The sequence below is a fragment of the Nocardia sp. NPDC057272 genome (assembly GCF_042668615.1).
Lineage (GTDB): Bacteria > Actinomycetota > Actinomycetes > Mycobacteriales > Mycobacteriaceae > Nocardia.
This window is the reverse complement of sequence record NZ_JBHUYK010000004.1, coordinates 310,033-333,673: the sequence shown is the minus strand read 5'-3', so window position 1 is coordinate 333,673 and position 23,641 is coordinate 310,033. Positions and strand designations below refer to the sequence as shown.

At 69.8% G+C, this 23,641-nt stretch carries 11 protein-coding genes; 7 read left to right on the top strand and 4 right to left on the bottom strand.

The features are described from left to right. The first annotated feature begins 31 nt into the window (after positions 1 to 31). The 4 genes from lnt to ACFULV_RS08805 all read left to right on the top strand — a co-directional run bounded on the left by lnt (position 32) and on the right by ACFULV_RS08805 (position 17,455). Positions 32 to 1,711, top strand: coding sequence for an apolipoprotein N-acyltransferase (gene lnt / locus ACFULV_RS08820; RefSeq protein WP_378654723.1), 1,680 nt, complete (start codon positions 32 to 34; stop codon positions 1,709 to 1,711). Between the two features lie 203 nt (positions 1,712 to 1,914). Then, a complete protein-coding gene (locus ACFULV_RS08815; RefSeq protein ID WP_378654719.1) occupies positions 1,915 to 15,582 on the top strand; it encodes an amino acid adenylation domain-containing protein in 13,668 nt (4,555 codons plus the stop codon). Continuing rightward, positions 15,579 to 16,568 carry an ATP-binding cassette domain-containing protein gene (locus ACFULV_RS08810; RefSeq protein WP_378654717.1) on the top strand — a complete coding sequence of 330 codons (990 nt, stop codon included), beginning with the start codon at positions 15,579 to 15,581 and terminating at the stop codon, positions 16,566 to 16,568. The genes ACFULV_RS08815 and ACFULV_RS08810 overlap by 4 nt, the downstream gene beginning before the upstream one ends. Before the next feature lie 86 nt (positions 16,569 to 16,654). Then, a complete protein-coding gene (locus ACFULV_RS08805; protein ID WP_358110415.1) occupies positions 16,655 to 17,455 on the top strand; it encodes an ABC transporter permease in 801 nt (266 codons plus the stop codon). Positions 17,456 to 17,526: 71 nt separating this feature from the next. On the opposite strand, the gene ACFULV_RS08800 is transcribed toward ACFULV_RS08805, so the two are convergent. Further along, a complete protein-coding gene (locus ACFULV_RS08800) occupies positions 17,527 to 17,862 on the bottom strand; it encodes an RNA polymerase-binding protein RbpA (RefSeq protein WP_067453486.1) in 336 nt (111 codons plus the stop codon). Between the two features lie 206 nt (positions 17,863 to 18,068). Between ACFULV_RS08800 and ACFULV_RS08795 the strand changes: the two genes are divergently transcribed. Next, on the top strand, positions 18,069 to 18,395 hold the full coding sequence (locus ACFULV_RS08795) for a hypothetical protein (RefSeq protein WP_378654714.1): 327 nt from the start codon (positions 18,069 to 18,071) through the stop codon (positions 18,393 to 18,395). 73 nt (positions 18,396 to 18,468) lie between these two features. Here the strand turns inward: ACFULV_RS08795 and ACFULV_RS08790 are convergent, their stop codons facing one another. Together ACFULV_RS08790 and ACFULV_RS08785 are read right to left on the bottom strand one after the other, a co-directional pair. Next, entirely contained in the window at positions 18,469 to 19,479 is a 1,011-nt protein-coding gene (locus ACFULV_RS08790; protein WP_378654712.1) for a hypothetical protein, read from the bottom strand. Between the two features lie 104 nt (positions 19,480 to 19,583). Further along, a complete protein-coding gene (locus tag ACFULV_RS08785) occupies positions 19,584 to 20,435 on the bottom strand; it encodes an SDR family oxidoreductase (RefSeq protein ID WP_378654710.1) in 852 nt (283 codons plus the stop codon). Between the two features lie 114 nt (positions 20,436 to 20,549). Between ACFULV_RS08785 and ACFULV_RS08780 the strand changes: the two genes are divergently transcribed. Next, entirely contained in the window at positions 20,550 to 21,152 is a 603-nt protein-coding gene (locus ACFULV_RS08780) for a TetR/AcrR family transcriptional regulator (protein WP_378627570.1), read from the top strand. A gap of 49 nt (positions 21,153 to 21,201) precedes the next feature. On the opposite strand, the gene mqo is transcribed toward ACFULV_RS08780, so the two are convergent. After that, positions 21,202 to 22,644: a malate dehydrogenase (quinone) gene (gene mqo / locus ACFULV_RS08775; protein WP_378654707.1), complete on the bottom strand. Its 1,443-nt coding sequence runs from the start codon at positions 22,642 to 22,644 to the stop codon at positions 21,202 to 21,204. 90 nt (positions 22,645 to 22,734) lie between these two features. On the opposite strand from mqo, the gene ACFULV_RS08770 reads away from it, so the two are divergent. Then, positions 22,735 to 23,637 (top strand): LysR family transcriptional regulator, encoded by a 903-nt coding sequence (locus tag ACFULV_RS08770; protein WP_378627573.1) that lies wholly within the window; start codon positions 22,735 to 22,737, stop codon positions 23,635 to 23,637. Positions 23,638 to 23,641 lie beyond the last annotated feature (4 nt).

The window sequence follows — 23,641 nt, the reverse complement described above, 5'->3', positions numbered from 1 at the left end:
CCGCCAGCAACGAATCACGGAGCGACACACCATGATCGACCCCGCGACGGGTAACCACCCCGACTCCGCAGCCGAGCCGGTATCAGCAGCGGGCGAGGTGGATCCCGGTGCGAGCCGATCCGCCGCGAGAACGCCGCACCCGACGGTGGTGCGGCTGCTCGCGGCCGTCGTGGGCGGGCTGCTGCTGTTCGGCAGCTTTCCGCCCCGCCCGTTCTGGTTCCTCGCACCCGTGGCCATCGCGTTGCTCACCCTCGCGGTGCGTGGGCCGGGCAGGCTGCGCGGCGGGTTCGGGTACGGGCTGCTCGGCGGGCTGGCCTTCTTCGTGCCGTTGCTGCCGTGGACCGGGATCTATGTGGGTCCGGTGCCGTGGCTGGCGCTGTCCACGGTGTGCGCGTTGTACTTCGGCCTGTGGGGTGCGCTCGCCCGATGGTTGAGCGCGCTGCCGGGCTGGCCGATCTGGCTCGCTGTGGCGTGGACCGCGAGCGAATGGGTGCGATCGAGCTTCCCGTTCGGCGGATTCCCGTGGGGTCGTGTCGCTTTCGGTCAAGCCGATGGGTGGTATCTGCCGCTGGCCGCCTACGGTGGCGCGCCGCTGGTCGGCTTCGCGGTCGCGCTGACCGGCACCGCTCTCGCCGCACTCGTCCTGCGCGTCGCTACCTGGGCCCGCACGCCCGCGCCGCGCCCGAACACTCGCGCCGTGCGCACCGGATTTGCCACCGCGGTGGTGGCCGTGGCTATCATGCCCCTGGCCGGAGTGATCCTGCGGCCGACACTGCCCGCCCCGGACGCAGGCACCAGGACGATCACGGTCGCCGCCATCCAGGGCAGTGTGCCGCGGCTCGGGCTCGACTTCAACGCCCAGCGCCGCGCCGTGCTGGACAACCATGTCCGGCGCACCAAGGAGTTGGCCGACGCCGTCACCCGCGGCCAGGCCGCGCGGCCCGACATCGTGATCTGGCCCGAGAACTCCTCCGATATCGACCCACTGCGCAATGCCGACGCCGCCGCCGAGATCACCGAAGCCTCGGTGCGGATCGGCGCCCCGATCCTGGTCGGCGCAGTCCTGGTGAACGGTGACCGCACGACCACCAACTCGGTGATCGTGTGGAACGGCACGGCGGGCCCGGGGGAGCGCCACGACAAGAAGATCATCCAGCCGTTCGGCGAATACCTGCCGATGCGCGGTTTCTTCCGTTTGTTCTCCTCCTATGCCGACCGTGCGGGCTATTTCGTGCCGGGTAACGGTGACGGAACGGTGACGGCCGCCGGTGTGCCGGTCGGCGTGGCGACCTGTTACGAGGTTGCCTTCGATCGGGCATTTCGGGATTCCCTCGCCGCAGGCGCCCAATTGCTGACGGTGCCCACCAACAACGCCACCTTCGGCGAGAGCGAGATGACCTACCAGCAACTGGCGATGTCGCGGGTGCGCGCGGTCGAACACGGGCGTGCGCTCGTGGTGTCAGCAACCACGGGTGTCAGCGGGATCATCACCGCTGACGGCGTGCTCAGGCAGCACACCGAGCAAGTCGTCCCCGCCGCCCTGGTGGCCCAGCTACCGCTGCGCGACACAACAACAGTCGCTACCCGAATCGGTGCGTGGCCGGAACTCGCGTCCGTTATCCTGACCGCGATCGGTGTCGGATTGCTATTACTTCGACGCCGCCGCGCGAATCCGACGCATCTTGCGCGAAGTTCGGACAATTCTGAATAAGCGGTTTGTTTTAACCGGGGGGAAGCGGCACAAAGTTGCTGCTTCAGGGGCGTAATTCGTTGAGCTCGAAATAAATTCACATTGGTAGCCATCCGGCTGCCGTAGTACTCCGAATCATGGGCGTGGAAAAGCCACGCCCTGGGCCGTCGTGTGCCCGGGCGCTGCTCGGGGAGTTGTGACACAAGGCAGAAACGGAGTGCTTGATGAGTTCTTTGGCCACCGACCACGTCAGCTCGAGCATCACCGACGAGGACCCGGGCCAACCGTTCGCCCTCTCGCCCGGTCAGACAGCACTGTGGTACGCGCAACGGATTCGGCCCGATATTCCGCTCACCATCGCTCATTACGTCGAACTGCACGGTGATCTCGACGTCGGCCGGTTGCTGTACGCGGTCGAGCGCTACGGCGCGGAATCCCAGGTGGGACACGTCCGCCTACTCGAGATCGACGGCGTGCCCCACCAGCGAGTGGACCCCACGTGGCGGCCCGGCTGGGCTCGGATCGACCTCCGCGGCGAATCCGACCCCCGGGCCGCCGCACTGGCCTGGATGAACGCCCATGCCAGCACCCCGATCGACATGGAGCACGAGCCCCTCACCATCAATGTGGTGTTGCGGATCGGTGACCGGGACTGGTTCTGGTACGAGCGTGGCCACCACATCGTTATCGACGGTTACGGTGCGATGAACGCGCTCTCGCGCACCGCCGAGATCTACACCGCGGTCGGCGAGCAGCGCGAGCCGTCGGTTTCCCGCGCCGCCGCGCTCGTCGACCTCTACGCCGACGAATCCCGCTACCGTGAGTCGAGCCGGTTCCGTGCCGACCGCGAGTACTGGATGGAACAGCTCGCCGGCGTGGGCGAACCGATGACGCTGTCGTCGGTCACCGCCGCGGGCGATACCCACGACGCGGGACGCCACCGTGCCACCGCGGTACTCGACGCCGACCTCGACACGCTGCTCACCGACGCGATCACCACACACGGTTCGGCCAACTCCGCGCTGATCGTCGCCGCGCTGGCCGCCTATGTCCGTTCGGTCACCGGCGACCCGGATGTCGTACTGAGCCTGCCGGTTTCGGCACGCACCACCGTCGCGCTGCGCCGCTCGGCGGGTGTGGTGTCGAACGTGGTGCCGCTGCGCCTGCGGTTCGACGAGCACACCACCGTCGCCGACGTCGTGCGCCAGACCGAACTCCAGATCACCGGCGCCCTGCGCCACCAGCGCTACCGCTCCGACGACATCCGGCGAGACTGCGGCTACTCCCGCGACGCGCGCGGCTTCTTCGGGCCGATGGTCAACATCATGCTGTTCCACGACGAGCTGAAGTTCGACGACATCGCCGGTCAGCTCAATGTGCTCGCCACCGGACCCGTCGAAGACCTCTCGATCAACATCTACAACGGCGACGGCGGCCGCATCCAGCTCGACTTCGAGGCCAATCCAAAACTCTACGGCGAGTCCGAGAACGCCGCCCACCACGCGCGCTACCTCGATTTCCTCGCGCGCTTCCTGGCCGCCGAGCCGACCACCCCCACCTACACGCTCACCGCGATCACCACCGCCGAGAACGAGCGGGTGCTGCGCGAGTGGAACGCCACCGAGATGCCGATGCAGGCCGCGACGCTGGTCTCGCTGTTCGAGGACCAGGTGTCGCGCAGCCCGCACGCCATCGGTCTCGAATTCGGCGATCGCACACTCGGATACACCGAACTCGGTGACCGGGTGAACCAGCTGGCACGCGAACTCATCGCCCGCGGCGCGGGCCCGGAGACCACTGTCGGTGTGTGCCTGCATCGCAGTGTCGATCTGGTCGTCGGGATCTACGCGGTACTCGCGACCGGCGCGGCCTACCTGCCGCTGGATCCCGGGCATCCGGTCGATCGCATCGAAGCGGTGGTGGCACAGGCACATCCGGTGTGTGTACTCACCGCGGACCGCGACGGGGTCCGGCTGCCCGAGGGCGCCGTCCGGGTCGATCTGGACACGCTCGACGTGAGCGGCAACGACGTCGCGCCGATCACCGACGCCGATCGCACCGCGCCGCTGCGCCCCGATCACCTCGCCTACGTCATCTTCACCTCGGGCTCCACGGGTAAGCCCAAGGGCGTGGGTGTCACGCATGCCGCGATCGTGAACCGGTTACGCTGGATGCAGGCCGAGTACCCGCTCGACCACACCGACGCGGTCCTGCAGAAGACCCCGGCCACCTTCGACGTATCGGTCTGGGAGTTCTTCTGGCCGCTGCAGGTCGGTGCGCGCCTGGTCGTCGCCGCTCCCGAAGGGCATCGCGACCCGGCCTACCTCGCCCGGATCATCACCGAAAGGTCCATCACCACAGCCCATTTCGTGCCGTCGATGCTGTCGCTGTTCGTCACCGACCCGCGAGTGCGGGGCGGGGCGGGGCTGCGCCGGGTGTTCTGCAGTGGTGAGGCGCTGCCCGGCGCGACGGTCGCCGATTTCCACGCCGCCCTGCACGGCCCCGACGGCGGACCGGAGCTGCACAATCTCTACGGGCCCACCGAGGCCGCGGTCGACGTCACCTACTGGCCGTGCCCGGCCGAGGCCACCACGGTGCCGATCGGCTCGCCGGTGTGGAACACCCAGACCTATGTGCTCGACCCGCATCTGCGCCCAGTGCCGCCCGGTGTCGTCGGCGAGCTGTACCTGGCGGGCGCGCAACTGGCCCGTGGTTACCTGGGTCGTCCCGACCTGAGCGCCGACCGGTTCGTCGCCAACCCCTTCACTCCCGGGCAGCGGATGTATCGCACCGGTGACCTGGCGCGCTGGCAGATCGCCGGCGGCGTTCTGGAATACCTGGGCCGCACCGACTTCCAGGTGAAGATTCGCGGACTGCGCATCGAACTCGGCGAGATCGAATCCGCGTTGCTCGCGCAGGACGATATCGCCCGCGCGGTCTGCGTGGCCCGCACCAGCCGCATCGGTGAGGACGAACTCGTCGCCTACGTGGTCGCCGCGCCCGGCGCGTCGGCACCCGATCCCACCGTCCTGCTCGCGGCACTGCGCCGCGGCTTGCCGTCCTACATGGTGCCCTCGGCACTGGTGGTGCTCGACGAACTGCCGTTGAGCGCCAACGGCAAGGTCGATCGCAAAGCACTGCCCGCGCCGGAGGTGGGTGTGCGGGTCACCACCGGCGCCGCCGCACCGCAGACCGAGCTGGAATGCGCGCTCGCGGAGATCTTCACCGAGGTTCTCGCCTTGGACGGCACCACGATCGGGATCGAGGACAGCTTCTTCGATCTCGGCGGCAACTCCCTGGTCGCGGCCCGCGCGGTCGCCCGGATCAACACCACCCTCGACGCGAACCTCACCATCCGGGAGATGTTCGAGTCGCCGACCATCGCCGCACTGGCCGGCTACATCAGCACGCACCGGCCCGAGACCTCGACACCGAAACTGGTTCCGGCACGCAGGCCGGAGCGGGTGCCGCTGTCGCTGGCCCAGCAGCGGCTGTGGATCCTCAACCGGTTCGCCGAACACGCCGCCGCTTACAACATGCCCTTGGCCCTGCGGCTCACCGGGCAGCTCGACCTCGAGGCGTTGCGTGCGGGTCTGCGCGATGTGCTCGACCGCCACGAGAGCCTGCGCACCAGTTTCCCCGAAGGCCCCGAGGGCCCGTACCAGCGCATCCACCCCGCGGCCGGCGTGGACCCCGAGCTCACGCCGATCGAGGTGGCCGCCGCCGAGATTCCCGCGCTGGCCGCGCAGGTGGCGGGGCGCGGTTTCGACCTGCGGACCGAGACACCGCTGCGGGTCGTGCTCTACCGGGTGGGCGCCGAGGATCACCTCCTGCTCGTGGTGCTGCACCACATCAGCGGTGACGGCTGGTCGGTCGCCCCGCTGGCCCGGGATCTGATGGTCGCGGTGTCGGCGCGCGCGGGCGGTGCCGCGCCTCAGTGGGCGACGCTGCCGGTGCAGTACGCCGATTTCGCGATGTGGCAGCGCGAACTGCTCGGTGAGGAAACCGACCCCGAGGCACCCATCGCGCGCCAGCTCGGGCACTGGCGCGGCGCGCTGGCCGGGCTGCCCGATCAGCTCGACCTGCCCCTCGACCGGCCGCGGCCGCAACATCGTGGCACCGGCGGGGACACCGTCGAATTCGTCATCGACGCCGAAACCCGGCGCGCGGCAGCCGAACTCGCCACCGGTCGCGGCGTGAGCATGTTCATGGTGCTGCACGCCGTCCTGGCCACTCTGCTGGCCCGGCTCTGCGCGAGCACCGACATCACCATCGGCACACCCATCGCGGGCCGCTCCGATCCGGCGCTGGACGAGCTGGTCGGCATGTTCGTCAACACCCTGGTGTTGCGCACCGAAGTGGACCTCGGTGCCGGGTTCGAGCACATGCTCGACCAGGTCCGCGAAACCGACCTCGATGCCTTCGCCAACCCCGACGTGCCGTTCGAACGGCTGGTGGAACTGGTCAATCCCGATCGCTCGACTACCCGGCATCCGCTGTTCCAGGTGATGCTGTCCTACGACCGCACCCCGGAGCTGCGGGTCGAATTGCCCGGCGTCACCGCGGAACTGGTGCCGATCGAGATCGGCGTCGCCAAGTTCGACCTGCAGCTCGAGGTTCGCGACAATCACGACGACGGACCGCTGCACGCCGAATTCGGTTTCGCCACCGATGTTTTCGATCGCGCCACGGTGCAGGCCATCGCCCGGCGGTTCACCACGCTGCTGGCCGCCGCCGTCGCCACCCCCACCACGGCGATCGGCGACCTCGAGGTGCTCGACCGTCGCGAGATCGCCCGCCTGGTCCCCGTGGCCGGTGCGCCTGCCGAACCGGCGGGCACCCTGGCCCGGCTGCTCGGCGACACCGCGCAACACCTGCCCGACTCGGTGGCGGTGCGCTACCTCGGTTTCGACACTACCTACCGCGAACTCGACGAACGCTCGAACCGGTTGGCGCGCAGTCTCATCGCGCACGGCGCCGCACCCGAGACGGTGGTCGCCGTCGCGCTGCCGCGCAGCCTCGAGTCGATCATCGCCATCTGGGCGGTCGCGAAGACCGGCGCCGCGTACGTGCCCGTCGACCCCGCCTACCCGGCCGATCGCATCGCGCACATGATCGGTGACTCCGGTGCCACGCTCGGGCTCACCCTGCCCGAGCATCTCGCCGCGCTGCCCACCGCCACCGGCAAGCACCGGTCGGCACCGGAGTGGATGGTCTTCGGAACGGCCGATTTCGAGGCCGACTGCGCCATCCGCTCGGCCACCCCGCTGTCCGACGCCGACCGCAGGCACCCGATGCGAGCCGGTCAGCCCGCCTACCTCATCTACACCTCGGGCTCGACCGGCACACCCAAGGCTGTCGTGGTCACCCACGCGGGCATCGCCTCGCTGGCCAGCGAGCAGACCCAGCTGTTCAAGGTGACCGACCACGCGCGGACCATGCACTTCTCCTCACCCAGCTTCGACGCCTCGGTGCTGGAACTGCTGCTCGGGTTCGCCGCGGGCGCCACGATCGTGGTGGCCCCCGCCGACCTGTACGGCGGTGCGGAGCTGGCCGGTTTCCTGCGCTCGGAACGCATCACCCACGCGTTCATCACTCCGGCCGCGCTGGCCACGGTGCCCGCGGGCGACTTCCCGGCTCTCAACACCGTGATCGTCGGCGGTGAGGCGTGCTCGGACGAACTCGTCGAAGCCTGGGCCACGAAGTACCGGATGCACAACATGTACGGCCCGTCCGAGGCCACCGTCGCGGTCACCGCGAGCGCGGCCATGGTTGCGGGCGAGCCTGTCCCGCTGGGCACCCCCGTGCGCGGCATGCGGCTGTTCGTGCTCGACGGCCGGATGAACCCGGTGCCGCCGGGAACACCGGGCGAGCTCTACGTCTCCGGGCCCGGCCTGGCCCGCGGGTACCTCGGCAAGTCGGCACTCACCGCGCAGCGGTTCGTCGCCAACCCACACGGTCGAGTCGGCGAAAGGATGTATCGCACCGGCGATCTCGTTGTCGCCGACATGACCGGCCTGCTGCGTTTCCTCGGCCGCGCCGACGATCAGATCAAGATCCGTGGGTTCCGGATCGAACTGCGCGAAATCGACCATGTGCTGCGTGAACACCCGGGCGTTCGGTTCGCGCTGACCGTCGTTCACGTCGACGAGCAGGGGCAGCAGCGGCTCGCGTCCTACATCACCGCCGACGGCCCGATCGACCCGGCCGCCGTGCTCGACACCGCCCGCGGCAGACTGCCCGGCTACATGGTGCCCGCCGCGCTGGCGGTGCTCGACGCGATGCCGGTCACCCCGGCGGGCAAACTCGACCGAAAGGCGCTGCCCGCACCGGAATTCGTGGTCAGCGGTGGCTCGCGCGCGCCACGCACGCACCTCGAGATGCGGGTGGCCGCGGTGTTCACCGAGATCCTCGGTCGCCCGATCTCCGGCGCCGAGGACAGCTTCTTCGACATCGGCGGCAACTCGCTGCTGGCCACCCGGCTCGCCGCCGCACTGCACGCCGAATTCGAGGTCGACCTGCCGGTCCGGCAGATCTTCGAGGCACCGACCGTGGCGGGTATCGCCGGGCTGATCACGGAAGCGCCCCGGACGCAGCGGGTGGCGCTGGCGGTACACACCCCGCGCCCGGGACGCATACCACTGTCGTTGCCGCAGCAACGGCTGTGGTTCCTGAATCGATTGTCCCCCGAATCGAGCGCCTACAACATCGCATTCGTCTTGCGAATCGGCGGAGATCTGGACGTCGAGGCATTGCGGGGCGCGCTCAGCGACCTGGTGGAGCGCCACGAGGTACTGCGCACGGTCTTCCCCGAAGACCTCTCCGGCGCCCAGCAGGTGATCCTGCCGCTCGACCAGGCGATGCCGACGATCGACGCCGTCGACACCGCACCCGATCGGGCGAACGCGGCGCTGACCGCGCTGGCCCGCCAGGGCTTCGACCTCACCCGGCAGACGCCGCTGCGAGTGTCGTTGCTGCGCACCGCATCCGACGAGCACCTGCTCGGCGTCGTCGTCCACCACATCGCCGCCGACGGCTGGTCGCTCGGCCCGCTGACGCGTGATCTCGCACTGGCCTACGTGGCCCGCACCGGGGGCGCCGTCCCCGAGCGCGCTCCGCTGCCGGTGCAGTACGCCGACTTCAGCCTGTGGCAGCGGGCCGTCCTCGGCAGCGAGGACGACCCGGACAGCCTCACAGCCACCCAGCTCGCGTTCTGGCGTGACACCTTGTCCGAGCTGCCCGACGAGCTGCCGCTGCCGTTCGATCGGCCACGCCCCGCCGAACCCACCGGGTCCGCGGGCACCGTGACCTGCGCGGTCTCGGCACCGCTGCAGCACGCACTCGACGAGCTGGCCGGCCACACCGGTGTCAGCCTGTTCATGGTCGTGCGCTCGGCCCTGTCGGTGCTGCTGCGCAGCGTCACCGGCGGCCGCGACATCCCCATCGGTACCCCGGTCGCCGGGCGCACCGACATCCAGCTCGACGACCTCGTCGGCATGTTCGTCAACACCCTGGTCCTGCGCTCCGATGTCGATCCCGGCCGCAGCTTCACCGAGCTGCTGCACGCCGATCGCGATGGTGAGCTCGCCGCCCTCGCGCACGCCGATGTGCCGTTCGAGCGCGTCGTCGACGCGCTGGGCCGGGAGAGCAGGGCGAGCAACCGCCACCCGCTGTTCCAGGTCGCGCTGAGCATGCAGGACAACCGCACACCCGCGCTGGAACTGCCCGGACTGCGACTGGCCGCGGAAGAGCTCGACATCGCCCTGGCCAAGTTCGACCTGGAACTGCGGGTCGCGCCCGCCGAGGACAGTGGGCTGCGGTTCGACTTCGTCTACGCCACCGAACTGTTCGACGCCGCCACCATCCAGACCCTCGCCGACCGGTTCGTGCAGATCCTCACCCAGGTGACCGCCGACCCACGGCAGCTGGTGTGCGATCTGGACCCGCTCACCGTGCTCGAGCACCGTGAGCGCGTCCCCGCGCAGGGACCCGCCGCGGTCACGCCGGTCATCCTGGCCGACATCCTCGACGGTGCCGCCACGAAGTATCCGCAGCGGCCCGCGCTGCGCTGGTTCGCCGGCGGCAGCGTCGCCGGGGAAGTGGGCGAGCTCGACTACGCCGAGGTCGCGAGCCGGGCGCACCGGCTGGGCCGGGCGCTGATCGCGCGCGGTATCGGCACCGGCGACCGGGTGGCCGTCGGGCTGACCCGCTCACTGGACTGCGCCCTCGCCATCTTCGGCGTCGCGGCCAGCGGTGCCGCGTTCGTGCCCGTCGACCCGCGCTACCCGGCCGACCGGGTGCGGCACATGCTCACCGACTCCGGTGCCAGCGCGGTGCTCACCGCGCGTGCCGACGCGGACTCGTTGCGCGCGGCCGCGGGCCCGATCGACACCCAGTGGTTGCTGATGGACGGCGACGAGCTGAACGCCGAACTGGCCGGCTACGACGGGGTCCGGATCAGCAACGCCGAGCGGGTCCGCCCGGTGCGCACCGCCGACCTGGCCTATCAGATCTACACGTCCGGTTCGACCGGCCTGCCCAAGGGCGTCACCGTCACCCACGGCGGTCTCACCAGTCTCGCGCTCGACCTGCGTGAACGGATGGGCCTTGACCGGTTCTCCCGCACGTTCTTCTTCTCGACACCCAGTTTCGACGTCTCGGTGCTCGACATGCTCCTCGCCGTCTACTCGGGCGCCGAGATGGTGATCGGCCCGATCGACATCTACGGCGGTGACGAACTCGGGACCCTGCTGGAACGCGAGCAGATCACCCACACCTTCCTGACGCCCGCGGTGCTGGGCTCGATCGACCCCACCCGCCACCCGCTGCCGATGCTGCGCGGTCTGATGGCCGGTGGCGAGGCGGTGCCGCCGGACCTGGTGGAGAACTGGGCGCCGGGCAGGCGGTTCGTCAACGCCTACGGGCCCACCGAGTTCACCGTCATCGCCGCGATGTCGGAGCTGCGGGTGGGTGTCCCGGTCGCCATCGGCACGCCGGTGCGCGGCTCACGGGCCCTCGTGCTCGACGAGCGGCTGCGGCCGGTCGTCAGCGGGGTGCCGGGTGAGCTCTACATCGGCGGCGCCGGCATCGCCCAGGGCTATCACGAGCGCTACGGCCTGACCGCGGGACGCTTCATCGCCGACCCGTTCGGGCCGGCGGGCAGCCGGATGTACCGCACCGGCGACGTGGTGCGCTGGACGGCGAACGGTGAGATCGACTACCTGGGTCGCAGCGACCATCAGGTGAAGGTGCGCGGTTTCCGGATCGAACTCGGCGAGATCAGCGCCGTCCTGGGCAGTCATCCCGAGGTCCGCTTCGCGCACACCGAGGTCCGCCGGATCGCGGGCGACGACCGGATCGTCGCCTGGATCCAGCTGAACGAGGGCGTCGACCCGGCCGAGGTGGCCGGGGTGAAACGGCACGCGATGGTCCGGCTGGCCGGGCACATGGTGCCCGCCTCGCTGAACCTGATCGACCGGGTGCCGCTCACTCCGGTCGGCAAGCTCGATCGCACGGCGTTGCCGGAACCGGAGTTCACCGCCGCCGCGGGCCGGGCACCACAGACCCTCGCCGAGCGGACGGTCGCGCGAGTGTTCGAGGAGCTGGTCGGGGCGAGCGAGGTCCGCGCCACCGACAGCTTCTTCGACATCGGCGGCAACTCGCTGCTGGCCACCCAGCTGGTGGCCCGGCTGGCCGCGGCCAGCAATGTGCGCCTGGAAGTGCGCACCGTGTTCGCGGCGCCGACCGTCGCCGAACTCGCCGCGCTCATCGAATCCGGACCGTCCGGCGACGAACACCGGCCGGACCTGGTGCCCCAGCCACGCCCGGAGCGGATTCCGCTGTCGGCGGCGCAGCGCAGGCTGTGGTTCCTCAACCGCTTCAACGCGGGTGCCGACGGTGACAGTCAGTCCTCGGGCGCCTACAACGTCCCGGTCGTGCTGCGCCTGCACGGCACAGTCGACCTCGATGCGCTCATTGCCGCTTTGCACACGGTGCAACGTCGGCACGAGACGCTGCGCACGGTGTTCCCGGAGACCGCGGGCGAGCCCGAGCAGTTGGTGCTCGACCCGGCGATCGCCGCCGTCACGCTGTTCCACGCGACGGCCACCGCGAGCGAGGTCGACACCGCCGTGACCCGTTTCGTCACCCCGGGATTCGACCTGTCGGCCTCGGTGCCCATGCGGGCGGCGCTGATCAGCGTCGACCACACCGGGCAGTCGGCACCGGCCAAGGCCAAGTTCGCGGTCGCGCGCTCGACCGAGCATGTGCTGGTGCTGGTCGTGCACCACATCGCGATGGACGGCTGGTCGCTGGAACCGCTCGCCGCCGAAGTGGCCGCCGCCTACCGTGGCATCCAGATCGGTGAACCGTTCGGCGAACAGATCCCGCCGGTCCAGTACGCCGACTACACCCTGTGGCAGCAGGAACTCCTCGGCACCGAGGACGATCCGGACTCGCTGATCAGCAAGCAGCTCGACCACTGGCGCGGTGTGCTCGACGGCCTGCCGGAACTGCTCACCGTGCCGGCCGACCGCTCGCGCCCGCCGGTGCCCTCCTACCAGGGCGGCACCGTCGACTGCACGGTCGACGCGGCGACCCACCGGGCGTTGCGCGGCATCGCCACGGCGAACAACGTCAGCATGTTCATGGTGCTGCACGCGGCACTGGCGGTCCTGCTGCACCGGGTCACCGGCACCGAGGACATCGCCGTCGGCACCGCCAGCGCGGGCCGTGGGCATCCGGCGCTCGACGCGATGATCGGCATGTTCGTCAACACCCTGGTGCTGCGCACCGAGGTGTCCGACGAGCGCGCGTTCGTCGACCTGCTGCGCACCGTCCGCGACGGGGACCTCGACGCGTTCGCGAACGCCGACCTGCCCTTCGAACGGCTCGTCGAGGTCGTCAATCCTGCGCGCTCCCAGGCACATCACCCGCTGTTCCAGGTGATGCTGTCGGTGCGCAACGCCCCGGTGCGGATGCTGGAACTGCCCGGCCTGCGGATCGAAGCCGTCGACGCCGACGCCGGTATCGCCAAGTTCGACCTGCAGTTCACCTTCACCGAGACCCAGACCGCCGACCGGGTGGGCGACGGCATCAACCTGTCGGTGAACTTCGCGGCGGACCTGTTCGACGAGGTCACCGCGCGCAGGCTCGGCGACCGCCTGGTCCGGCTGCTCACCGCCGTGGCCGCCGACCCGAACACCGCGGTGGGCGATCTGGCACTGCTCGACGCGGTCGAGTGGACCGCGCTGGCACCGGTGCACGGCGCCCGGGCCGAGCAGGCGGTGACGCTGCCCGCGGTCTTCGGTGCCGCCGTGGCTCGTTCGCGTGACGGTGTCGCGCTGTGCGCCGGGGACACGGTGGTCACCTACGACGCGCTCGACCGGTGGACCAACCGGCTCGCACGTGTCCTGATCGGACAGGGTGTGGGGCCGGAAACCCTGGTGGCCCTGGGTATTCCGCGTTCGGTGGAGTCGGTGGCGACCATGCTCGCCGTCGCGAAGGCGGGCGCCGCGTTCGTGCCGGTCGACCCGAACTACCCGCCGCAGCGGATCAGTCACATGCTCACCGATTCCGATGCGGCACTGGGTCTGACGCTGCTCGAGCACCGCGATCGACTGCCCGCCGACACCCGCTGGCTGGTCCTGGACGACCCGCAGACCAGGGCCACCGTGCTGGGCACCGACGACTCGCCGGTCACCGACGCCGATCGGATTCGCCCACTGCGCCTGCACAATCCGGCGTACGTGATCTACACCTCGGGCTCCACCGGGACCCCGAAGGGCGTCGTGGTCACCCACGGCGGTCTGTCGAACTTCGCCGCCGAGACCGCCGACCGGTTCGATGTGCGTCCCGGCAGCCGGGTGCTGCACTTCGCGACCCCGAGCTTCGACGCCGCCATGCTCGACATCCTGTTCGCGCTCGGTGGTGCGGCGACGCTGGTGATCTCCCCGGCCGGGGTGGTCGGCGGCGAGGACCTGCGGCAGGTGTTCATCCGGGAACGGATCACCCACGCGTTCATCACCACCGCCGCGCTGGGCACCGTCGACCCGACGGGGGTGAACTCGCTGGCCCACGTGCTCACCGGTGGTGAGGCGCTGCCGCCGGAACTGCTCGCCCGCTGGGCGCCGGGGCGCAACTTCTACAACGTGTACGGCCCCACCGAGACGACCATCGTCACGTTGATGCCGCAGCCGATGAGCCCGCGGGGCCCGATCACCATCGGTGGGCCGATCCGCGGCGTCGCGGCCACCGTGCTCGACCGGCGACTGCACCCGACCCCGATCGGTGTCACCGGCGAACTGCAGCTGGCGGGCTCGGCCCTGGCGCGCGGTTACCTCAACCGGCCGGGACTCACGGCCCAGCGGTTCGTGGCCGATCCCTACGGCGCGCCGGGCGAACGGATGTACCGCACGGGCGACCTGGTGCGCTGGCGTGACGGCGCCAAGTCGGCGCTGGACGTGGAGTACGTCGGCCGCACCGACCATCAGGTGAAGGTTCGCGGATTCCGGATCGAACTCGGCGAGATCGACGTCGCGTTCGCCCGGCACGCCGATGTCGAGCTCGCGCTCACCATCGGTCACACCACGCAGGCCGGCGTCACCGCGCTGGTCTCGTATGTGAAGGCGCGCAACGGGAGCGCGCCGAGCGTGCCCGAACTGCTCGAGCACGTCGCGGGTCACGTGCCGAACTACATGGTCCCGCAGGCGATCATGCTGCTCGACGAGGTGCCGCTGAGTCCGGTCGGCAAGCTCGATCGGGCCCGGCTGCCCGAGCCGGTGTTCACCGCGTCCGGTGGTTACCGCGCGCCGGCGACCGTCGCCGAGATGGCGCTGTGCGCGGTGTTCACCGAGGTCCTCGGGGTCGAGCGGGTCGGCGTGGACGACGGGTTCTTCGAACTCGGCGGCAACTCCCTGCTGGCCACCAAAGTTGTCGCGGCACTGCGTGAGCAGGGCTACGACATGCCCGTCCAGATGATGTTCGGCGACGCCACTCCCGCGGGGATCGCGGCCAAGCTCGACGACGCCGACCCGGACGCGGTGATCGAGGCGGCCACCAGCCCGGTGCTGGCCATCCGCCCGTCCACCAGCCCGCACGACACCCCGCTGTTCTGCGTGCACCCGGCGATCGGTCTGGCCTGGTGCTACGCGGGACTGCTCGCTCATCTCGCCCCGCAGCGCCCGGTGTACGGCCTGCAGGCCCCGCACGTGTCCGGCGACGACAGCTTCACCTCGATTCCCGAAGCCGCCGGACACTACGTCGCCCAGATCAAGTCGATCCAGCCGCACGGTCCCTATCACCTACTCGGCTGGTCGCTCGGCGGCCTGATCGCGCAGGAGATCGCCGTGCAGCTGCAGGACGCGGGCGAAGACGTCGCGCTGCTGGCGATGATGGACAGCTACCAGCTCGGCGATCGCTGGCTCGACACCTCGATGCCCAGCGTCGCCGACATCCTCGGCGAGTTCGGCGCCGACCTGGTCGACGGCGAACCGTTGCCCGCCGATCTCGACCTGAACGAAGCGGCGGATCTGCTGCGGGCCCAAGCCGGCCCGTTCGCCGCGCTCTCGGTGGAACACCTGCAACGCCTCTACACCGGGTACGCCGACGGCACCGTCATGGCCAACCGGTTCCGGCCGCGCACCTTCGACGGCGACCTCGTGTTCTTCACCGCCGCGGCGGACGAGATCAACGCCGCCGATCCGAGCCGCTGTGCCGACGCCTGGCAGCCGTTCGTCACCGGCAACATCCACAACCACGACCTGCCCTGCAGGCACGCGGCGATGACCACACCGGAATCGCTGGCGGCGATCGGCCCCGTGCTGCATCGCCACCTCGATGCCGTCCCGGAGATCACTGTGTGCGGCAGCGGCCAGAAGGAGATGCGACCGTGAGTCTCGCGGTAGAAGTGCGCGGCCTGGCCAAGAGTTACGGCAAGGTGCGTGTACTCAAGGAGATCGACCTGGAGATCCCGGCGGGGACCGTACTCGGCCTGCTGGGCCCCAACGGTGCGGGCAAGACCACCACCGTGCGGATCGTCACCACGCTGTTGCGACCCGACGCCGGTTCGGTGCGGGTCGCCGGGATCGACGTGCTGGCCGATCCGGCCACCGCGCGCACCAGGATCGGGTTGTCCGGCCAGTACGCGGCCGTCGACGCGAACCTGACCGGTTACGAGAACCTGCGCATGGTGGCTCGGCTGTACGGCATGGGACGCAAGCAGTCCGTTGTCCGCGTGGAGGAACTGCTCACCGCGTTCGGACTCGACCACGCGGCGGGTCGGCGGGCAGGCACCTATTCCGGTGGTATGGCCCGTCGCCTCGACCTGGCCGGTGCGCTGGTGGCGCGGCCGCCGGTGGTGGTGCTCGACGAGCCGACCACCGGCCTCGACCCGCGCGGGCGCCTGGACATGTGGCAGGTGATCGGTGATCTCGTCGACGACGGCACCACCGTCCTGCTCACCACCCAGTACCTCGAAGAGGCCGACCTGCTCGCCGACCGGATCACCGTCATCGACAAGGGCACGGTCATCGCCCGCGGTTCGGCCGACGAACTCAAGACCTCCATCGGCGGCGACCGGCTCACGGTCACCCTCGCCGCGGGACAGAGCCCGTCGCCCGCGGTGCAGGTCCTGCAGCAGGTGGGGGTCGGCGAGCCCATTCACGAGCCCGGCAGCGACGAGGTGTCGGTGGTGGTCGGCAACGGGTCACGCACGATGGTCGAAGCGCTGCGCCGCCTCGACGACGCAGGTGTCTGCGTGCTCGACGCGAACGTCGTGCGCCCCACTCTCGACGATGTGTTCCTTTCCCTCACCGGCACCCCGGCCGAGCCCATCCCCGAACCCGAAACCGACGACGTGCAAGAGGAGGTCCTGTCGTGAGTGCCCCCGACGTCACGGTGGACGAGTACGAGACCCGCGATCTGCCCATCCAGCCGGCCACCCCGCGGCCGCCCGCGGCCGAGGAGATGGAACCGAAGGCCCGGTTCGTGCGCGACAGCGCGATCGTGGCCTACCGCAACCTGCTGACCATCCTGCGGGTGCCGACGCTGCTGGTCACCGCCACCATCCAGCCGCTGATGTTCGTGTTCCTGTTCGCCTACATCTTCGGTGCCTCGCTCGGCGGCGACCAGTACCGGGAGTTCCTGCTGGCAGGCATCTTCACCCAGACCGTGGCGTTCAATGCCGCGTTCACCACCGTCGGCCTGGCCGGTGACCTGCAGAAGGGCATCATCGACCGGATGCGGACGCTGCCGATGTCGCGGCTGGCGGTCCTGATGGGGCGCACCCTGTCCGACCTGGTGGTCAATATCGTGAGCCTGGGTGTGATGTCGATCTGCGGGTACATCGTCGGCTGGCGTATCCACGGCAGCTTCGGCGACGCCGTGATCGCCTTCGCGATCATCTTGCTGTTCGCGTTCGCGATGTCGTGGGTCGGCGCCCTGACCGGTCTGGTCTCCCCGACGGTGGAGGTGGCGCAGAGTGCGGGTCTGATCTGGCTGTTCCCGCTGACGTTCATCTCCTCGGCGTTCATCTCCGCCGAAACCCTGCCCGGCCCCCTGCGCGCGATCGCCGAATGGAATCCGATCACCGCGGTGTCGGCGGCGGGTCGCAAGCTCTTCGAGAACGACTCGCCCCCGACCTTCGTCCCGGCGACAGGCTGGGCCGCGGAGAACTGCATCCTCTACGCGATCATCTGCTCGCTGGTCATCCTCGCCATCGCGATGCCCGCGGCACTACTGCAGTACCGCAAGGTCGCCAGCCACTGAGCACGGCCACACAACGCCGAAGGCCGCCTTCCCCGAGGGGAGGCGGCCTTCGGCGTTCACACCTTCTGTCGTTACCCGCGGCGACGGGTCTTCAGGAGGTCGAGGCGCTCCTTGAGCAGCTCCTCGAGCTCCTCCTTGCTGCGACGTTCCAGCAGCATGTCCCAGTGGGTGCGCGGCGGCTTGACCTTCTTGGTCTCCACGGAGGTGCCCTCCATGAGCTGACCCTCCTGGCCGTTGCGGCACAGCCAGGTGGGCGGGATCTCCGCGTCGTCGGCGAACGGGACGTCGAATTCCTCACCGTTGTCGGTGCGGTAGCGGGCGATCCGGCGCGGGGCCAGGTCGTGGTCGCGATCGGTCTCGTAGCTCACCGCTCCGAGCCGGCTGCCCCGGAGTACGCGATCTGCCATGTGTGCTCCTGTAATTTCGGCGGCTGGTGCCGCAACTCGTACTACCTCAACGCACGGGAAGTCTGAACTGTTCCATTGTAGTCGCCCGGCCGCATCAGCCGAGCGACCCCCGAATCGGCGCCGACGGTAGGTCGGTATCGGGAGGGTGCCCGCTCAGCGAGACCTGAACCGGCGAATTGTGTCGCGGGCCGATAGGGTTTCCGATCATGTCGCGCAGTCGCCTGCTGTCCTGCCTGTGGTGCGGGCGGGAGATCGTGGATTCGGAGTCGGGTCGGCGTCGCCGCTATTGCCGCCAGTCGTGTCGCCAACGTGCCTATGAGCACCGGAGCAGCCTCAAGGGGACCGGGATTCCCGAGGACGCGGTGGTGCTGACCGCGCAGGAGGCCGCCGATCTCGCCGATCGGTGGTTCGCCGCGCGGTGCGCGGCCGAGGACGTGGTGACGGCCGTGGGAGAGGGAGCCTCTCCGGCGGAGCTGGCAGCGCTGAGCGCGACGTTGCTGCAGCTGGCGCGGGAAGCGGAACGACTCCGCTGAACATGCGAAACCCCGTGTGCCCCACCATAAGCCGATGGGGTACACGGAGTGGCGTCTGAGGGCGACTACCGCGCTAGCTCGACAGTGACTCCCGGGCGCGCAGGTACACGGCGGTGACACCCCCGGCGACGAACAGCGCGAGGGCCGCGGCGGCACCGGCTGTCGCGAGGTCGGGACTGGTGAGCGACTGTCCGCGCAGCGCCTGCCAGACCACCAGTGTGAGCAGTCCGAAGTAGCCGAGGACAGCGACCACGAGCAGCGCCGCACGGGTCGTTTCGGTGCGCAACCAGCGGTAACGAGGCGCGAGTGCCACCAGGGCGAAGGCGATCAGCAGCAGCACCTGGATGCCGTGCAGCCCGACGAAGTGCGGGATGCGCAGGTCGCCGCCGATGGTGCTCCAGTGGGTGATCGGCATGCCTGCGGCAGCGTCACGTGCTGTATCGCCGGGCCGCACCGTGTGCCCGGCCATCAACCCCACGACGGTGCCGTCGGCCTTGCGGACGAGCTGCGGCCCGGTGAACCCCATCAGATACCCGAGCGCCATCCCGGTCACCGCCAGCCACAGCCCGGCCTTCAACGCGATCCTGGTCGGCCGGTCGGCCAGTTTCTGCCAGGAGATGATCACCGCCAGGACGAGATTCGCGAGGAACAACCCGGGCACGCCGGACGCGAACACCTGCTGCCCGATCTCGTTGACCGGGTCGGTGGAGTCGTTGAAATGGCTGAACGTCCCGCGTGCCGCCTGGACCGCGATGAATCCCACATCGGCGACCCCGGTGATCGCGAAGACAGTGCCCAGCCACCAGGTGGCACGCCGTCCGCGATGCGGCAGCCGCAGTATCCAGGCCAGGGTCACGCCGTAGAGGGCGAAGGCGAGGCCGAACTTGGCCGGTTTGAGCCACACCGACTCGCCGAGCAGCAGTCGGTCGTCGACCACCATCCCGACCATCGACACCACCACCAGTGCGGCCATGAGCGCGGAATTCACCAGCAGCGGGCCGTGCCAGGGGCCGCGGTCGGTGCCGTCGCGCGCGGTGGGGGACGTGATGCGGGACAGCGTGTGGGTGAGGTCGATCGTCGCCATGTACCGAAGGTAGAAATCCGGTGCGCCACACCACGTCCCGCTGCGGAACGGTTCGGCTCCGATACCCGGGTACGGGTCGGACTACTCGGGTTCTAGGGGTTGTCTCAGATTCCCATGCGCCAGATCGCGGCGTCGACCGCGCGGGGTGAGACGAGCGCGAGGGCCTGGAGTACGCGCGTGTAGGTCGGGTACAGCTCGACCGGGCGGGTCCGGATCGCGGTGGTGATCCAGTCGGCGGCTTCCTCGGCCGACAGTGCCGCCGCGTCGGCGTACTTGCCGGTGGGCGCGATCATCTCGGTGCGCACCAGCGGATAGCCGATGGTGGTGACGTGCACGCCACGGCGTCGGGTCTCCGCGCCGAGACTGCGTCCGAACGCGCCGAGCGCCGCCTTCGACGCGTGGTAGGCGGTGAACAGCGGCATCGACCCCGCGGCCACACCCCAGGTCGCGACATTGACGACGTGGCCGGTGCCCGCGTCGAGCATCGACGGCAGCAGCCCCATCGTGAGCCGGGTCGCTCCGAAGTAGTTCAGCGCCATGGTGCGTTCGTAGTCGTGGAACCGGTCGGTGGTGTCGGCGGCGCCGCGGCGGATCGAACGGCCCGCGTTGTTCACCAGCACGTCGACGGTCCCGAACTGCTCGAGCAGGGACTTCGCCAGCGCGTCGGTCTGCTCGGCGTCGGCGAGGTCGCAGGTGATCATCTCGGCATCTCCGCCCTCGGCGCGGACCGCGTCGCGCACCTCGGCGAGCGGCTCGGCATTTCTGGCGACCAGCACCACCCGCGCCCCTTCCCGGCCGAGCGCGTGTGCCGCGGCTTTGCCGACGCCCGACGAGGCGCCTGTCAGCACGACAGTCTTCCCGGCGATCTCGTGCTGCTCACCACGGACCAGCCGCGCGAGCACGCGGGGGAGCGCGGGTGGGTTGAGCAGTACCGATTGTGCGACTTCGGCGAACACGGGGACTCCTGTCGAGGCGTACGGCGGGGGCGAACAGGTAATTTACTGAATAGTAAATTACAAAGGGACCAATTGGGTGTCAACCGGCACGGCGGTCGATGGTTGGATGGACCGGTGAGCACAGCCGGTACCAAAGGTGTCCCGCGCCCCGAGCGCGAACAGCAGATCCTCGACGCCGCCGTCGCCGAAATCGGTCGTGTGGGTTACGCGGGGCTGTCCCTCGCCGACGTCGCGCAGCGCGCGGGCGTGTCCAAGCCGCTGGTCTACACCTACTTCCAGTCCAAGGACGGGCTCTACATCACCTGCGTGGACCGGGCGGCCACCGTCCTGTTCGACGCGATCGAATCCGCTATCGCCGGGGCCGGTGGGCTCAGCAAGGCGGAACGGACCCTCGACGCGATCTTCGTCGCGCTGGAACCGCGGCCGCACGACTGGACCGTGCTGTTCGACCGCTCCCACCCCGACGACGGCCCCGCCGCCGACGCCGTCCGCGCCGCCCGCCGCCGGATCGCCGCCCAGGCCGCGCGCGGTGTCGCCGATGCCATCGGCGCAGTCGAGCTCACCGACCCCACCGACCTGTCGGCGCTGACCGATGTCTGGATGGGCGCGGTGACCTCGCTGGTCCTGTGGTGGTTGCGCCACCCCGGCGAAACCGCCGCCCAGATGTCCGCCCGCAGCCACCGCCTGATCGGCGCACTCCTCACCGCCCCGCGGTGAGCGCGATCCGCACCCCGGCTGGGGTGCGGATGCGGTCGTCCGAGGTGTTCTACGAGGTGACTTCGGTGGTCGATCCGGCAGGCGGCAGCAATTCTGCGAGCAGTGGGGCCCACTCGTATCGACGTTCGGGGAAGCAGCGCTCGAGCAGGTCGCTCATGATCGACGGTGCGATGGAGGCGCCGGGGGAGGCGCCGAGAAGGCCGGCGATGGTGCCGTCCGCGCCGGTGACCAGTTCGGTGCCGAATTCGAGGACGCCGCCGCGCTCGCGATCGGGTTTGACCAGTTGGGCGCGTTGCCCGGCGTGGACCAGGGTCCAATCGGCGGCGTCGGCGGTGGGGTAGAAGCGTTGCAGCTGGGCGAACTTGCGCCGGCGTGAGGCCAGTAGCTCGGTGACGAGGTAGCGGACCAGATCGAAATTCCGCAGACCGACCGCGATTAGCGGAACGATATTGTGCGGGCGCAGCGTGGTGAACAGATCGGTGAGCTTGCCGTGGCGCAACAGGCGAGTGCTGAAGGTGGCGTAGGGGCCGAACAGCAGCGCGCCGGCGCCGTCGACCTCGCGACGATCCAGATGCGGTACCGACATCGGCGGTGCGCCCAGCGCGGCCTGGCTGTAGACCTTGGCGTGATGCTCGGCGACGACCTCGGGGTTGTCGGTGCGCAGGAACTGCGCACCGAGCGGGAACACCCCGTATCCCCGCACCTCGGGCAGACCGGCGCGCTGCAACAGCCGCAACGCGTAGCCGCCGGCGCCGACGAACACGAACCGGGCACGAACCCGGAACTGCCGCCCACTGTCGAGATCGCGTCCGCGCACCGTCCACACACCGTCTTTGCCGCGCGTGAGCCCGGTGATCTCGCGATGCATCCGGACCGCGTTGCCCGCCGCGCTCATCGACGACAACAACGACCTGGTCAGCGCCCCGAAGTCGACATCGGTGCCCGCGGAGTGCCGGGTGGCGGCCATCGCCTCGCCGTCGGCCCGGCCGCGCACGAGCAGCGGTGCCCAGTCGGCGATCACCGCACGGTCCTCGGTGTACTCCATCTCCGCGAACGCGGGCAGCTTCCGCAGTGTCGCGTACCGCTGGCGCAGGTAGGCGATGTCGCGCTCGCCGAAGACGGCCGTGACATGCGGTGTCGAGGTGAGGAACGTGTCGGGCGCGAGCTCACCACGGCGGGCGAGGGCCGACCAGAACCGGCGCGAGAGCGCGAACTGATCGGCGATCCCCGCCGCCTTCGCGCCGTCGCCCGCGTCGGGCATGTAATTGAGCTCGCACAATCCGGAGTGTCCGGTGCCCGCGTTGTTCCAGGGATGGCTGCTCTCGGCCGCCGGTTCGCCGAGCCGTTCGAACAGCGCGATCGACCAGTCGGGTGCGAGGGTGCTCAGCAGGGCGCCGAGCGTGGCCGACATGATGCCGCCGCCGATGAGTACCGCGTCGAGAATGTCGTCGCCGCTGCCGGTGCCGGGCTGTGTGGGTGTGGTGTCGTTCATCGTCGAACCTCCCGTGAGCTGTGTACCGCCATCGTCGCGCCCGGAACAGCGATCCGTCCAACACGGAATCGCCGAAGATATGATCCGGATATGGATGATTCATCGGAGACGGGAGCGCAGGCGCTGGCTCCGCTGCTGGCCGCCTTCGACGCGGCGGCCGAAGAAGGCCACTTCACGCGCGCGGCCCAGCGGCTCGGTGTGCCGCAGTCCTCACTCAGCCGCCGCATCAGAACGATGGAGCAGCTCCTCGGCGTAGCGTTGTTCCAGCCGGTCGGGCGCGGGGTCGCCCTCACCCCGCAGGGGCGTGATCTCTACGCACGCACCAGGGGACTGGTGCGCGCTCTCGACGACGCGGTGCGGCAGGTGCGCGCCGACGCCGACCCCGACAGCGGGCTGGTGCGCTTCGGGTTCCCGCTCACGCTCGGCCCGGTCAGCATTCCGTCGTTGCTCGCGCAGTTCCACACCCGCGCGCCGCGGATCCGGCTGCACCTGGTGCAGGCGCACGGCGAGGCGCTGGCCGAGCAGGTGCGCGAGGGCAGGCTCGACCTCGCGGTGATGATCCCGCCCCCGTCCGACCTGCCGACCGTCGATCTCGGCCGTCAGCGCATCGACCTGCACGTGTCGCGCACGCATCCGCTGGCCCGGCGCGCCCGCATCGACCTCGCCGAACTGGCCGACGAGGCGTTCATCGCGAACCCGCCCAGCTACCAGCTGCGCACCCTGCTCGACAGCTGGTGTGCCGCAGCGGGTTTCACACCGCGAGTGGTATTCGAGATCACCGAGTTCGAAACCCTGCGCGCACTGGTCGCACTCGGGCAGGGCGTCGCGCTCCTGCCTGCCGCCGAGGTCGTGAACCCCGACCTGGCGGTGATACCCATCGATGGCGAACGCGACCGCGAGGTCGGCCTGGTCTCGGGAGACCATGACTCGACGCTCGCGGTCGCGCGGCTTCGGGAATTCCTGATCGCGCGCCGGGCGGCGATCAGTGGGTGAGCGG

What these genes read in the sequence shown, in the direction of transcription:
- ACFULV_RS08800 (WP_067453486.1), bottom strand. Translation starts at nt 17,862, where the DNA reads ATGGCAGATCGCGTACTCCGGGGCAGCCGGCTCGGAGCGGTGAGCTAC.
- ACFULV_RS08815 (WP_378654719.1), top strand. Translation starts at nt 1,915, where the DNA reads ATGAGTTCTTTGGCCACCGACCACGTCAGCTCGAGCATCACCGACGAG.
- mqo (WP_378654707.1), bottom strand. Translation starts at nt 22,644, where the DNA reads ATGAACGACACCACACCCACACAGCCCGGCACCGGCAGCGGCGACGAC.
- ACFULV_RS08805 (WP_358110415.1), top strand. Translation starts at nt 16,655, where the DNA reads ATGGAACCGAAGGCCCGGTTCGTGCGCGACAGCGCGATCGTGGCCTAC.
- lnt (WP_378654723.1), top strand. Translation starts at nt 32, where the DNA reads ATGATCGACCCCGCGACGGGTAACCACCCCGACTCCGCAGCCGAGCCG.
- ACFULV_RS08795 (WP_378654714.1), top strand. Translation starts at nt 18,069, where the DNA reads ATGTCGCGCAGTCGCCTGCTGTCCTGCCTGTGGTGCGGGCGGGAGATC.
- ACFULV_RS08770 (WP_378627573.1), top strand. Translation starts at nt 22,735, where the DNA reads ATGGATGATTCATCGGAGACGGGAGCGCAGGCGCTGGCTCCGCTGCTG.
- ACFULV_RS08790 (WP_378654712.1), bottom strand. Translation starts at nt 19,479, where the DNA reads ATGGCGACGATCGACCTCACCCACACGCTGTCCCGCATCACGTCCCCC.